Raw genomic sequence first — 13,456 nt, forward strand, 5'->3', positions numbered from 1 at the left:
AAGCTTTCATGCCTGTTCATGCGGATTCCTTTTCATCCAGAATATGCAGGAACCATGAGAAGATGGCGGAAAGCAACGGATAAACCCCTATGCACAGTAGTGCTTCAAAAAAGGCAGGCGCCGGATCAAGGCCATGCAGCCGGAACAAACATGCCAATGCCCACTGCAAGAAAGAAGCGGCTCCACCTATCAGACCATAAAGGAACCATACTACTAAAAAATTCATGCGCATGAGCCCAAACCGGGCATAGGTGCTGATTCCGTAAACCAGAAGCAGAATAAATGAGCTTACGCCCAAAGGCGTAAAGCCAACCAAATCCATAAACAGGCCAAGCAAGAACGGTGCCAGAGCAGGCATGCCCGTAGGTCGCCAAACAGACCAGAAAAATACCGAGCCAATAACAATGGCAGAAAGCAGCTCGGCAGAACCGGGAATGGCAAGGGGGGCCGAAAAAAAGATAATAACCAGAACAATAAAAGCAGATGGCAGCAGATGGCGTGCTGTGCGATCCAGCTTCTGACCGAGCGTTAGGCGCGGTTCAAGATCTGGGTCCCATGATGGGGGTGAGGGATCGGACATTAGGTTACCCTTCCTGTCCTTGTCCCAGAAGTGTCTTGAATGGCAGTGCTAATGGCCGATGCGGGCGGGTAAGTGGCACATGGCCCGGTGCATCAGGCGGTTCAATTTCAGATTGCCCAAAATCAAACACACGCAGCATGGTCAGTTTATCCAGTTGCACAAAGGGCTGCACAACCGGTTGCCCGGGGTGCAGGTAATGTACCGTGCCAATAGGTAACCCCATGGGAAAGGCACCTGCCTGATCACTGGTAACAACACGCTCCCCTTCAATGGGGCGTGAATCCTGCGGATAATACATCAACCTTGGCATGGGGGAGTTGTCGCCTGCCATTATGGCCGTGGCATGGCTGGATTCCAGCTCAATGGGTAAGCGGCTGGCAATATCGGTTATTAACAAGACGCGCGCTGCATGAGGGCCAACTTCGGTAACCCGCCCTGCCAGGCCATTTGTTGCCAAAGCCACATTGCCAACATGCACACCACTGGTGGTGCCAGCTACAAGCAACACAGCGCGGGCATACATACCGCCACTATCTGCCACTACCCGGCCTGTTACAAAGGCAGGGGTGGGTTCTGGCACCCAGTGCAGCTCTGTTTTTAGGTTATCATTTTCCCGCGCGAGGGAGACGGCTACATCATACCAACGGCGCAGCTTAGCGTTTTCGGTTTGAAGTTTAGCGTTTTCTTCGGCCAAATGCCGGGCGTCTTTTACGCCTTGCACAAGGTGGCTAACATCTGTTTGCGTATGGGCAATAAGCCCCCATAAAGGGGCCAGGGCATCTGCTACATACATACGAGCCGTATCAGCCAGCCTTCTATCAGCTTGCCCCGCAATAATAATCCCAACAGACAATAGCAGCAGCACTGGCAAAACCAGTTTGCCAAGAGCTTGTCTTACCTGGATGGAAACCGGGATCATGAAAGCCGGGAACCCCTATCAGAGGGAAGGAAAGCGGAAGGCATGACCGTTTGCGTTCTGGCGCCGGATTACAGCCAGATAGCTGGTGCCTTGGGTTAATACATTGTTGTGAGCACGTTGCGTAGACGTTTCATTTCTTCCAAGGCACGTCCTGTGCCCAAAGCCACGCAGGAAAGTGCATCTTCAGCTACTGTAACTGGCAGGCCTGTTGCAAGGCGGAGCACATCACTCAACCGGTAGAGCAACGCACCACCGCCGGTAAGAACAATGCCTTTATCAACAATATCGGCAGCAAGTTCTGGGGGCGTGTTTTCCAGTGCAGTTGTTACGGCATCCACAATCTGGCTTACGGGCTCCATAAGGCTTTCTGCAATTTGGGCTTGTGAAACCTGCACTTCACGCGGGACACCGTTAATTAGATCACGCCCTTTAACATCTTGCCATGGGCCGTTCTCATACGGTTCATCCGGCATCATGGCGGAGCCAAGGCTGATTTTGATACGTTCTGCTGAGCTTTCACCAATCAGCAAGCTGTGGGTACGGCGAATATAGGAGATAATGGCTTCATCCATTTTATCTCCGCCCACGCGCACGGAACGTGCATACACAATACCGCCAAGGGAGATTACGGCCACTTCTGTGGTGCCGCCGCCAATATCTACAATCATGCTGCCAGAAGGTTCTGTAACTGGCAGGCCAGCACCTATGGCAGCGGCCATGGGTTCTTCAATCAGGAACACACGCCGGGCACCGGCGCTTTCTGCGCTTTCCTGAATGGCGCGGCGTTCCACGGCAGTGGAGCCGGAGGGCACACACACGATAATCTGAGGGCTGGCAAAGGCGCGGCGATTATGAACCTTGCGGATGAAATGTTTGATCATTTCTTCCGCCACTTCAAAATCAGCAATCACGCCATCACGCATGGGGCGAATGGCCGTAATATTGCCCGGTGTACGGCCAACCATTTGCTTGGCTTCTTCCCCTACGGCAAGAAGCTGCTTTTTTCCTCGTATATCTGCAATAGCCACAACAGAGGGTTCGTTCAGAACGATACCCCGTCCTTTTACGTAAACAAGGGTGTTGGCAGTACCCAGGTCAATAGCCATGTCGGCAGACATGAGACCGAGCAGACGAGAAAACATCCAGGACTCCTGGTTGAAGCGGGCACCATACAACAGAGGACGAGAAAGCCGGACACGCTAACCCGTCCCTGCTGCTTTGGAAATATGTGAGCAGGAATTACCGGTGCGTAACGAGGCAGACAAGACCTTCCGTCAAGAAACTGACATATAATGTCAAGGTAAGGTCTGTCTGCCCGGTTTTGCAGGAGGGCCAGAAAAGTTTTTTCAGGCTGTTAGGGCTTCTGGTTCCGTCCGTGCCCGTTTAACCAGCAGCTTGTTCAGTGCATGTACATAAGCGCGTACGGCAGAAACAACCGTATCGGCATCTGCACCCTGGCCATCTACCATTTTGCCTGCTTCTTCCAGACGCACGGTTGTGCGAGCCTGTGCATCCGTGCCTTCTGTGACAGCACCTACAGAGAACAGGGCCAGACGTGCTTCATGCGGAAAGGCCTTGCGCAGCGCATTAAAAGCGGCATCCACAGGGCCATTGCCTGTAGCTCTGGCTTCAATGGTTTTACCATCTACGCTCAGTTCCAGATCAACTTCGGATGGTTGGCCAGAAATGGATTTCAGGCTCAGCGCACCAAAGCGGATGCGGTCATGGTCACGGGCTTCATCATCCACCAGCGCGATGATGTCATCATCGTACACAACCTTTTTACGGTCAGCCAGATCCTTAAAGCGGGTAAAGGCTTCGTTCAGGCGTGCTTCATCCATGCCTTCATAACCCAACACCTTCAGCTTATCGCGGAAGGCGGCGCGCCCGGAATGCTTGCCCATAACGAGGGAAGAACGCGTCCAACCTACGCTTTCGGGGGTCATGATTTCATAAGTGGCAGCGTTTTTCAGTACGCCATCCTGATGAATACCGCTTTCATGTGCAAAGGCGTTACGGCCTACAATGGCCTTGTTAGGTTGCACATCAAAGCTGGTGATAGTGGCCAGCATACGCGAAACCTTCAGCAGACCTTCTGTATGGATGCCAGTGGTGAAGGGGTATTGGTCATGCCGTGTGCGCAGCGCCATAACAATTTCTTCCAGCGCGGCATTACCTGCACGTTCGCCAATACCATTGATGGTGCATTCCACTTGCCGTGCACCACCACGGATAGAAGCCAGCGTATTGGCAACAGCCAACCCCAGATCATTATGGTTATGGGCAGAGAAGATTACCTGATCTGCACCCGGCACGCGCTGGCGCAGCATGGAAAAGATTTTTTCCATGTCTTCTGGTGTGGCGTAACCAACCGTATCAGGAATGTTGATGGTAGTGGCGCCAGCTTTAATGGCGGCTTCTACGCAACGGCACAGAAAATCCGGTTCTGTGCGGGAGCCATCTTCAGCAGACCATTCCACGTCATCTGTTAGATTACGGGCAGCAGCGTTGCCGGAGGTAATCAGTTCCAGAACAGTTTCCGGTTCCATCCGCAGCTTGTAATTCATGTGCAGTGGAGAGGTGGAAATAAAGTTGTGGATACGCTTGCGTTCTGCTGGGGTCAGAGCTTCTCCCGCAGCAGCAATATCCTTGGCACCGCCGCTACGCGCCAGTGCGCAGATAACGGAACCTTTGGTGTTTTTGGCAATCTCGTTAACGGATTCGAAATCACCTTTAGAAGCAACAGGAAAGCCCGCTTCAATTACATCCACGCCCAGATTGGCCAGCGCTTCTGCCATGCGGAGTTTTTCTGCCAGGTTCATGGAAAAACCGGGAGATTGCTCGCCATCACGCAGGGTGGTGTCAAACACAATCACGCGGTCTGGCGTCATGCGGCCAAAAGACGGATGATTGAAGCTGGTGGTATCAGCAGACATGGAATTCTTCCTGAAAAAGTCTGGTCTGGAACAAGAATAGAGGGGCTGTGCCATATTCTGCCCGTTTATGCACGGGCGCTCTTTTTGTTCTCCCCTGGGCGTGGCAGCGCTTGGCCACCTGGCTCGCTCAGGGGCAGATTAGTCGAAGGAGAAGGTCCAGACGGAGGGCCACGCCGCCCGCACCCGCTAATTTGCGGGTCTGCAGGGAATCGGACGTGAACCACTCGGAATTCATGCGCAGCACCATATCGTCCAGTTTTTCAAACGCAACACTAAAACGTTCTTAAATGCTCACTCAGGCCACAGCCTTGGTGCCGCGTAAGCAATGCAGCACATACAGCATAACGCCAAGCAACACGGCGGCAAAGGTTTGGTGCACAGCACCAGCCCATACAGGCACCACCAACAGCAGGGTGGTAACGCCAAGCGCGTACTGAATAACCACGGCCCATCCCAAAAGAATAAAGGCGTTATGTGCTTTGGAACCCAGGTCCGTTGCTTTTAGGCCAACAAGCAACACAGCGCCTATGCTCAGGGCTGTAAGGGTGGCCAGAAGGCGATGGTCAAACTGCACAGCCGCTTTATTGATGAACCAGTTCATCCAGAAAGGGGAAAGCTGGGCGTAATCAGTCGGGATCAAATGCCCATCCATCAGCGGGAAGGTGTTGAACAGGAACCCTGCATGTGTGCCAGCCGTAAACCCACCAGCAATAATTGTGGTGCAGAGCAGCACGATGGTGAAGCAAGCCAACCGCTTGGCTAAACGTGCAGCAGAAGAGGCAGCATGACGTTCAGGCGTAGGCCAGCGAATAGAAAATGCCGTCCACAAAATGGCACCATAAAGCAGTAGGGCTGCACTCAGGTGCAGCACCAGCCGTACTGGTTCTACCGCTGTGCTGTTGGGGCGGAAGCCAGAGGCCACCATAAACCACCCAATAGCACCCTGCAGCGCACCTAGAATAAAAAAGATGAACAAGCGCAGGGCTAGCCGGCGCGTAATCATGCCTCTTACAACAAACCAGATCAGGGGGAGCAGAAGCACCAGACCCATCAAGCGGCCCCAGAAGCGGTGAATCCATTCTGCCCAGAAAATTCTCTGGAATCCTTCCAGTCCAAACCCTTCATGCTGAAGGTGATACTGTGGAATGGTTTGATAAAGCGCGAATAACCTTTCCCACTCAGCGTGGGAAAGAGGTGGGATAAAGCCGCTTACGGGCTGCCAATCCATAATGGAAAGGCCAGAACCCGTTAGGCGCGTTACACCGCCAATGGCGATCATGCCCAGCAGCATGAAGCAAAGCAGAAACAGCCAGCCTGAAATGAGTTTGCGATGGGCGGGTGTCATGTCTGTCTGGGGGGGTGATGAGGTGGGCATGGCAGCCTTTGGCGCTGTGGGTTAAATTTCTGTATTGGGTTTACAGCCAGCTTGCGGGCTGCTGCAAGAAGATGGTACCGCTGGGCTGGATGGAACAGCATATTCGTCCTCCCTCTCGGCCTTCTGTATCGCTTTTGCGTCCGCTGCTCATGCTGCTTGTATTGGTGGTGGGGGCTGTTGGCTTGCGGCATGTGCCAGCACTCCACAGCATGCTGCATGGTACGGATGTACTGCGCCAAGGCGCATGGGGCCGTATGGTGTTTTTATCTGGTGCTGTTTTGTGGTGCGGGTTTGGGCTGCCACGCCAAGTGGCCGGATTTGCAGCCGGATTGGCTTATGGATTGTGGGAAGGCCTTGCACTTATCACCATAGCCTCCACATGGGGGTGCTTGGCCGGGTTTTTCTGGGCCAGATGGGGCGGGCGTGCATGGGCACGGCAGAAATTGGGGCAACGTTTTGCCCAAATGGACGCATTTCTGACACGTCAGCCGTTTTCTAGTATTCTTACCTTGCGGCTGCTGCCCGTGGGGTCTGCGTTACTGCTGAACCTTTTAGGGGGCATTTCAGGCATGGATGTGCTGCCGTTTTTTACAGCAACCCTTCTGGGCGGTATTCCGCAGAACCTTGTTGCCGTTTTGTTGGGGGCAGGGGTTCAGGTGGGTACTTTCTGGCAGTATGCAGCAGGTGGCGCTTTATTTGTGCTTTCTGGCGCAATTGGGGTGTGGTTATGGCGGCATGCACGTATAGCCCGGCAGGTTTCCTGATCCATATATGGTCTGGTTGCTGCTGAGATGTCAGGAATTAAGGGCTGATTCTGCGCCCGTTGTAAAATAAGAGGCGCGGGCCTTCGGGCTGTTGCCTGTATTTTTTACCAGACACTTTTCTTTTTCCTTCTGTTTTTGTTTGTTTTTTGGAGTGCTGCTTATGGCTTCTCCCTCTGCTGTGCGGGATGCCGGAACGTCTTTTATTGGTGGGCGCATCCCGATGTGGATGCCGGTACTTTTAGGGTTCCTGACAGCCGTTGGACCTATTTCGACAGATATCTATCTGCCGGCTTTTCCGGCCATGGAGCAGACCTTCCATACAAGTGCTGGCAATGTGCAGTTTACATTGTCCATCTGGTTTGTAGGGCTGGCTATCGGGCAGATTACTGTAGGCCCTTTGTCCGATAGGTTTGGGCGGCGTAGGCCCATGCTTATAGGCAATGCTTTGTATGCCGTGGCTTCTGCCGTGTGTGCATTTGCGCCAGATATCACCACGTTTTCCATTGCGCGGTTTGTGGCCTCCGTTGGAGCATCTGCCAGTCTGGTTATCCCCACCGCCTGCGTGCGCGATATGGTGCCGGATCGTAATGCCGGGGCACGTATGATGTCTCAGTTGGTCATGGTCATGGGTGTTGTGCCTATTCTGGCACCCATGCTGGGCGGTCTGGTTGTTGAGTTTGTTTCCTGGCGGATTATCTTTTGGGCTTCTGCGGCCTATGGTGCGATATGTGTGGCGCTGATTTTGTTCGTGTTGCCAGAAACTCTTCCGTATGACCGGCGCGTGACTCTTTCTCCGTTTACGCTTGTATCACGTTACGTCACCCTAATTCGGGATCGGGCCTTTGCCAGCCATGCGCTGATAACAGCTTTTTCCACCTTCATGTCCTTTAGTTATCTTACGGCAGCTCCGTTTGTGTTTGTACAACTTTTCCACTTTTCACCGTTGCATTTTTCCATGCTGTTCGGGTTCTTTGCCGTGTTCATGATTGGGGCTTCCCAAGTGAACGGATTGCTGGTGGGGCGTATTGATTCCGGTAAGCTGCTGCTGGGCGCTATTTGCCTTTCCGTTACCGGGGGGATTCTGCTGGTGGCAGTCAGTTTGTGGAGCGCTTGGTACGCACCTCCGGCATGGCACCCATATGAAGTATGGTTGGTTATTGCGGCCATGCTGCTGGCACTTGCTCCTACGGGTATTATTTTTCCCAATGCCATGATGGGGGCTTTGGCAGACCATCCTTCTCTTGCCGGGGCGGCTTCTGCTCTGGCGGGCACGCTGCAATATGTGCTTGGCGCCGTAGCCGGTGTTCTGGTTGGACAATTTTCGGCTGTATCTGCAATTCCTATGGCAGGATGCATGTGTTGTGGTGCTATTCTGATGTTCTTGGCGGGTCTGCTGCGTCCTCATCGACAGAATGTGAACTAAAAACTGAACAAAAAGCGGTTATGCCCGCTCTGCTCTTGACGGCGACAGGGCTGCGGCCCAGTCCAGATGAAAAGATGGGGTTAGGGAAGGGAGCGTGCATAACATGCCACGGCATCCAGCAAGACGGGCCCATATTCTGGCGCTTATTGGCGCCGGGCTGCTGATTGTAACTTTTGGCACAATGGGAATTGAGCTGGGCAATGAAATGGCCCGGCATGGTAATCTGGACCGTCAGAGCACAGCGGCAGGCAATTATTTGCGCGGGCTGCACCATGCCACCAGTGATGCCCGCATATGCCATTATGCATGGATGGCCGAACATAGGCCGCAAGATAGTAGTTGTTATGTTCAGGCCATTCAGCAGCTTTCAGATGCGCGGCGTGGGTTCGAATCCTTTCGTGTAGTGCAACTGCGTGAAGGTGGTGGCCGCGTAGAACCACTGCAAAGCGTATGGCAGCAGCTTGAAACCATAAGCGCATGGCCACATTCGCCAGAGGGCACTCCCGCCGGAGGGGCGCAACTTCTGGCAGATCTTGATCAAAACCTTTCCATTCTCAGCCGAGCCAGCACGCTGGATCAGGCCGATCGTGTTGCCAACATGCTGCGCAATACAAGCTGGCAGCGGCGCTTGGCGTTGCTAGGGATTCTTACCGGTGTTTTCAGCCTTGTTTCCGCAGGCTGGGTGCTGGATCGTTCTTCCTTGGCGGCAGCGCGGGCAGAGGCTTCATCGCGTGATCTGGCGTTGCGTTTGCGGGCAACGCTGGACAGTTTGAGCCTTGGTGTGGCTGTGTTTGGTGCTGATGGCCATTTGTGGCACTGGAACGAACAACTGGCTATGGCGCTCGGTTTGGAAAAGAGTTTTTTCAAACCCGGCCTGTCTTACAATGATTTAAGCGCAGTGCTGGTGGTAGATGGTGTACCGCTGCTTGAACCTTTGGAACATGTTGAAACCAGCTTGGCCAAAGGCCAGCCCGCTCCCCCAGTGGTGGTGGAGTGCAAAGGTATTAACGGCGCAGATCTGGAATTGTGCCGCACATTATTTTTTGCCCCAGATGGTGCAGCAGAACGGCGTGGGTTTGTGCTGACAGCAGCAGATATCACCATGCGCTTGCGCAGTGAGCGCGCATTGGGTGAGGCGCAAAAGCTGCGCGCGCTGGGGCAGTTTACCGCAGGCATTGCCCATGATTTCAAAAATCTTCTCACCGTTATTTTAGGGAATCTGGAGCTTGCGGCCGAGCATGATCTACCCGACCAAGTAGAACAGCGGCAGGAGTATCTGTCTGCCGCCACGCATGCGGGCCATAGGTCTGAAGCTCTTACAAGCCAGCTTCTTTCTTTTATGCGCAGGCAGCAAACTGGTGTGCCAGACTGTTTTGATCTGGCTGATCTGTTTTCCCTGCTGGATGGTCTGTTGGCGCGCGTGATCGGCCCCAGAATTGTGGTGGAATGTGCTGATATTTCCGGCGTGTGGCCTGTGCGGGCCGACCCAGCACAGCTTGAAAGTGCGGTGCTCAATCTGGCTATCAATGCGCGCGATGCCATGCCCTCCGGTGGTCGGCTGCGCATTGCTGCCCGTAATGTCACATTCTCCGTCAACGCAGATCTGATGAGTCTGCCAGTTGAGGAAGGCCGTAACATGCGTGTGGTGTCAGATCCGACACCGCTGCCTGCGGGAGATTGGGTGCGGCTAGATGTGATTGATAGCGGCAGTGGTATGACGCGTGATGTGTTGGACCATCTGTTTGAACCGTTTTTTACCACCAAACGCGAGGGAGCAGGCACAGGGCTTGGTATGGCTATGGTTCTGGCTTTTTCTCAACAGGTAAAGGGGCGCGTTGTGGCGGCAACAGGCAGCGGCAGCGGAACAGAAGTTTCCTTGTGGTTGCCCAAGGCGGCTGCGCTTTCTGCCGTACAGGTTTTGCAGCCAGCGGTGCTGCCTAAAATAAGCAAACCAGCGCCATCACAGGCTTTGCAGGTGCTGGTGGTGGAAGACGATGCAGCTATCCGCGATATTGTTGTGACCATTCTGAGTATGGCTGGTCATCGTGTGTTGGAAGCAGGAGATGGCGAGCAGGCTTTTGATGTGGCAGCGGCTGCCGAAGGGCCGCTTGATTTGCTGGTAACCGATATTCAACTACCCGGCCCGCTAGATGGGCTAACCCTCTCACGCGTGCTGGTTGAACGGTATCCTGAACTGGCTGTCGTCTATATGTCTGGAGATCTTACAGCGGATTCCAAACTGCCTGAAGGCGGTGTGGCAAATGCGCGGCTATTGGCCAAGCCCTTTCGTCGAGATGGCTTGATGGAAGTGGTAACGGCAGCACTAAGTGCACGTACCGGAGCATAAGCAGACCATAAGGGAAAAGCCGCCATACCTTGCAGAACCGGCGCATGCAGGATAGAGCGGGCGCCGGATTGCCCGAACGTGTTCTTCTTTTTGGCAGGATACAAGGCAGAAGTAACAGAGGGTCAGCCTTGGGCTGGCACGCAGGAAGGATTATTAAGGCCATGACGGCACATGAGGAAATCGACCTCAAGCGCTTTATCCGGCACGTTCCCGATTTTCCTAAACCGGGCATTCTATTTTACGATATTTCCACCCTTATGCGGAATCCGGATGCTTGGCAGTTGGCCATGGGGCGTTTGGCACGGCAGGTGGCGCCGCTTAAGCCAGATCTGTTGGCAGCCGTTGAATCCCGCGGGTTTTTAACAGCTGCGCCGCTGGCAGATCGCTTGGGCTGTGGGCTGCTGATGCTGCGTAAATGTGGCAAACTGCCGGGTGAAACCATTTCCCACACGTATGATCTGGAATACGGCAGTGATACGCTGGAAATTCAGGCAGATGCCATCCAGCCCGGCCAGCGCGTAGTGGTTATGGATGATCTGCTGGCAACCGGCGGCACCTTGGCTGCTTCTGTAGCACTGCTGCGCAAAGCAGGGGCCAATGTGGTAGGTGCTTCTGTTATGGTAGAACTAACCAGCTTGGGCGGACGTAATAAAGTGGATGCACCTGTTTCCACTCTATTAACCTACAAAGAATAAGCACTTTTCAATATTCATATGTTCTGTTTGCACATCTGGGTGCAGAACAGAACATATGAGGTGTGAATACGCTTTTCTGCCATGTTGGGGTAAGAGAAGATGTATGGCACGTTGTTTCCCCATTAGCACCTCAGGTTTGGCCGCGTGAAAAGCATGACGCTTTCCTTGGGGCAGCTTTGGCGGTCGGTCTCTGTTATTGTCCGGCAGGCGCTTGTTGGCGGCGGCCCTCCGCGCAAGCTCGACCATTTGCGTTGGTTGTTTGCGCCCAATCTGCTTTCTTTTGGGTATGCGCTTCGCACCACCATTTCATCCTTAATCGCTCTTGGCATTGCCTTGTGGTGGGAATTGGGGAGCCCGCAATGGGCTGCTCTTACCGTGTGGATGGTGGCACAGGGCACGCGTGGTAAATCTATTGCCAAGGCGCGTTGGCATATGTTCGGCATGGTGGTGGGCACAATATGTGCCATCGTGCTGGTGGCCAGCATGCCGCAATCGCCATTGCTGTATATCTTTTTTGTGGCGCTAGGAATTGGCACTTTCTGTTTTATAGGCACATTGTTGCCAGGCCCAGCAGCCATGACCAATTACCGTATTCACGGTATGCGGGCCTCTGGCTTTACATACGTTATTATTGCGTTGGATGGCATTGTTGCGCCCGATCATATTTTTCAGATCGCAATGGCGCGTGCCACATACATTACGCTTGGTATTGTGGTGGAAACCACCATTTCTTCTCTCTTCCAATATCAGTTAGGACTGCGGGCCAGAACGCGGCTGGCAACTAACTTTGTGCAGGCCCTTAAAGGGGCCGTACCTGCAATTTTGCGCCTGTTGCAGGGAGATAGACGAGCGGTGGCAAATTCTCCGGGTGTGTTTTCCACCCTTATTGCGCTGAGCGATCAAGTTGAATTTGCTGAAATTGAAATGGGGAAACACCAGCACGAAGGTGATCATGCCCGAGCTGCTCTGGCAGCCATTACAGTGTTGCTGTCACGCGGGTTGGATTTAGGCGCGCTGCTAGAGGTACCGCATAGTCAGGGTGCGGAGTATCAGAATACAGCCAAGCAGGTGAGCGCTTTTTTGCAAGTCCTGCCAGACAGGCTGGATAATGACCAGCCTATTGAGCCAGTTTTGCGGGATCTCACGTCTTTACGGGCAACCTGCCGACAACTGGCCGCTGGTTGCCTCGAAAAAGAAATGGAAGCCGCCACACATCCTCCAATGGATGTGAATCAGGAGGAAGTGCTCGCTCGCCAAGGGCAACTGTTGCATAAGCTCGATACCATGTTGGAAGAACTGTATCTGGCTATTGAGCAGTTTGAAATGAGCCGCAATCCGCAACCGCATGATCACTTCCGCTATCCCATGAAGTCTTACCGAGACTGGCGGATGGCGTTTACCAATAGTTTGCGGGCCTCCGTCACCATCTTTCTGGCTGGTGTTATATGGATTACCACCGCGTGGCCTGATGGCCTTACGTTTATTATGTTTGTGGGTATTGTGTGTGCGCTGTTCTCTACTTTGGAGCAGCCAGCGCTTGCCACGCAGGCGTTCTTGCATGGCACTGTGTGTGTAATTGGTATGAGCGCACTGCTTGATCTGTGGGTAATGGCACAGCCTACAATTTATGAAATGATGGCTATGTGTCTGGCTGTGCCCATGTTGGTGGGTGGGTTAGCCTTTGCGTGGCCTCCGCTGGTGCTTGCGGCAGTCGCTTACAATCTGTTTTTACCTATTCTGGTGGGGCCAATCAATCAGGGGCGGATGGATGAAATTATGTATTTCAATACCGTCATGCCGCTGTTGTTGGCCATGATGTTCTGCATGTGGATGTACCGTGTGTTTCTGCCATATGATCCAGATGGTTTGCGGTGGGATATGCGTGTGAACATTTTGCGTGGCTTGCGCCGTTTGGCAGGGCAACGCAGAGCGCCTGCGGTAACGGAAATTATTGGGCGCAGTGTAGACGGGTTTGTACGCCTTTCCACCATGGCAACAGATGATGGCAACACCTATGTGCTGGAACGGTATTTAAGTGGCGTGCTATCTAGCATGACCATTGCGCTGAACGTGCTGCGGTTACGTACCGTTCTGGCAAAGAATATTCTGCCGCCAGAAGCGCAAAAAGCCATAGAGGTTATGATGGAACGCATGCAGCGTTTTACAGGTCGATATGGTGGACAATATGGTCGGACTGCGCGGGCAACACATATAGCGGTAGAATATTTGTTGAACTGCGAGGAAACCGAAGCAAATCTTTCGGTGCGTGAAGAAATGCTGCGGGCGTTAGCCAGTCTGCAGGTCATAGAAACAGAACTGGCAGAGAACCGAGCGTTCTTTGATGCGTCTTCTCCATATCTGGATAAAGCATTTACCTAAACCAGATGGGTCAAAAACAGGCTCTGATATTAAGGTAA

Annotated in this window: 10 protein-coding genes; 5 read left to right on the forward strand and 5 right to left on the reverse strand. The window is 53.4% G+C overall.

Translation table 11 applies throughout. The annotated features are described in order from the left end of the window. Window positions 1–16: 16 nt before the first annotated feature. The 5 genes from A4S02_RS12575 to A4S02_RS12595 all read right to left on the reverse strand — a co-directional run bounded on the left by A4S02_RS12575 (window position 17) and on the right by A4S02_RS12595 (window position 5,780). Complete coding sequence (locus A4S02_RS12575; protein ID WP_070323975.1) at window positions 17–580, reverse strand: rod shape-determining protein MreD; 564 nt, start codon at window positions 578–580, stop codon at window positions 17–19. A 4-nt stretch (window positions 581–584) separates the two neighbouring features. Next, complete coding sequence (mreC, locus tag A4S02_RS12580; protein ID WP_003629848.1) at window positions 585–1,499, reverse strand: rod shape-determining protein MreC; 915 nt, start codon at window positions 1,497–1,499, stop codon at window positions 585–587. Between the two features lie 95 nt (window positions 1,500–1,594). Beyond that, window positions 1,595–2,641, reverse strand: coding sequence for a rod shape-determining protein (locus A4S02_RS12585; protein WP_003629847.1), 1,047 nt, complete (start codon window positions 2,639–2,641; stop codon window positions 1,595–1,597). A 204-nt stretch (window positions 2,642–2,845) separates the two neighbouring features. Further along, window positions 2,846–4,435, reverse strand: a complete 1,590-nt coding sequence (locus A4S02_RS12590) for a 2-isopropylmalate synthase (RefSeq protein WP_070323976.1) — start codon at window positions 4,433–4,435, stop codon at window positions 2,846–2,848. Window positions 4,436–4,730: 295 nt separating this feature from the next. Beyond that, on the reverse strand, window positions 4,731–5,780 hold the full coding sequence (locus A4S02_RS12595) for a COX15/CtaA family protein (protein ID WP_019087764.1): 1,050 nt from the start codon (window positions 5,778–5,780) through the stop codon (window positions 4,731–4,733). 14 nt (window positions 5,781–5,794) lie between these two features. Here A4S02_RS12595 and A4S02_RS12600 point away from each other — a divergent pair, with 14 nt between their 5' ends. The 5 genes from A4S02_RS12600 to A4S02_RS12620 all read left to right on the forward strand — a co-directional run bounded on the left by A4S02_RS12600 (window position 5,795) and on the right by A4S02_RS12620 (window position 13,418). Next, entirely contained in the window at window positions 5,795–6,574 is a 780-nt protein-coding gene (locus A4S02_RS12600) for a TVP38/TMEM64 family protein (RefSeq protein ID WP_070323977.1), read from the forward strand. A 160-nt stretch (window positions 6,575–6,734) separates the two neighbouring features. Then, complete coding sequence (locus A4S02_RS12605) at window positions 6,735–7,997, forward strand: multidrug effflux MFS transporter (RefSeq protein ID WP_070324272.1); 1,263 nt, start codon at window positions 6,735–6,737, stop codon at window positions 7,995–7,997. Window positions 7,998–8,100: 103 nt separating this feature from the next. Beyond that, a complete protein-coding gene (locus A4S02_RS12610; protein ID WP_070323978.1) occupies window positions 8,101–10,344 on the forward strand; it encodes an ATP-binding protein in 2,244 nt (747 codons plus the stop codon). 161 nt (window positions 10,345–10,505) lie between these two features. Continuing rightward, entirely contained in the window at window positions 10,506–11,039 is a 534-nt protein-coding gene (locus A4S02_RS12615) for an adenine phosphoribosyltransferase (protein ID WP_003629841.1), read from the forward strand. Between the two features lie 144 nt (window positions 11,040–11,183). After that, window positions 11,184–13,418 carry an FUSC family protein gene (locus tag A4S02_RS12620; protein ID WP_070323979.1) on the forward strand — a complete coding sequence of 745 codons (2,235 nt, stop codon included), beginning with the start codon at window positions 11,184–11,186 and terminating at the stop codon, window positions 13,416–13,418. Window positions 13,419–13,456 lie beyond the last annotated feature (38 nt).

Source organism: Acetobacter ascendens, from assembly GCF_001766235.1.
GTDB classification, from domain to species: domain Bacteria; phylum Pseudomonadota; class Alphaproteobacteria; order Acetobacterales; family Acetobacteraceae; genus Acetobacter; species Acetobacter ascendens.

Bases quoted from the DNA above. Each gene is read 5' to 3' on its own strand.
- A4S02_RS12610 (WP_070323978.1), top strand. From the start codon at position 8,101: ATGCCACGGCATCCAGCAAGACGGGCCCATATTCTGGCGCTTATTGGC.
- A4S02_RS12595 (WP_019087764.1), bottom strand. From the start codon at position 5,780: ATGACACCCGCCCATCGCAAACTCATTTCAGGCTGGCTGTTTCTGCTT.
- A4S02_RS12575 (WP_070323975.1), bottom strand. From the start codon at position 580: ATGTCCGATCCCTCACCCCCATCATGGGACCCAGATCTTGAACCGCGC.
- A4S02_RS12585 (WP_003629847.1), bottom strand. From the start codon at position 2,641: ATGTTTTCTCGTCTGCTCGGTCTCATGTCTGCCGACATGGCTATTGAC.
- A4S02_RS12590 (WP_070323976.1), bottom strand. From the start codon at position 4,435: ATGTCTGCTGATACCACCAGCTTCAATCATCCGTCTTTTGGCCGCATG.
- A4S02_RS12615 (WP_003629841.1), top strand. From the start codon at position 10,506: ATGACGGCACATGAGGAAATCGACCTCAAGCGCTTTATCCGGCACGTT.
- A4S02_RS12605 (WP_070324272.1), top strand. From the start codon at position 6,735: ATGGCTTCTCCCTCTGCTGTGCGGGATGCCGGAACGTCTTTTATTGGT.
- mreC (WP_003629848.1), bottom strand. From the start codon at position 1,499: ATGATCCCGGTTTCCATCCAGGTAAGACAAGCTCTTGGCAAACTGGTT.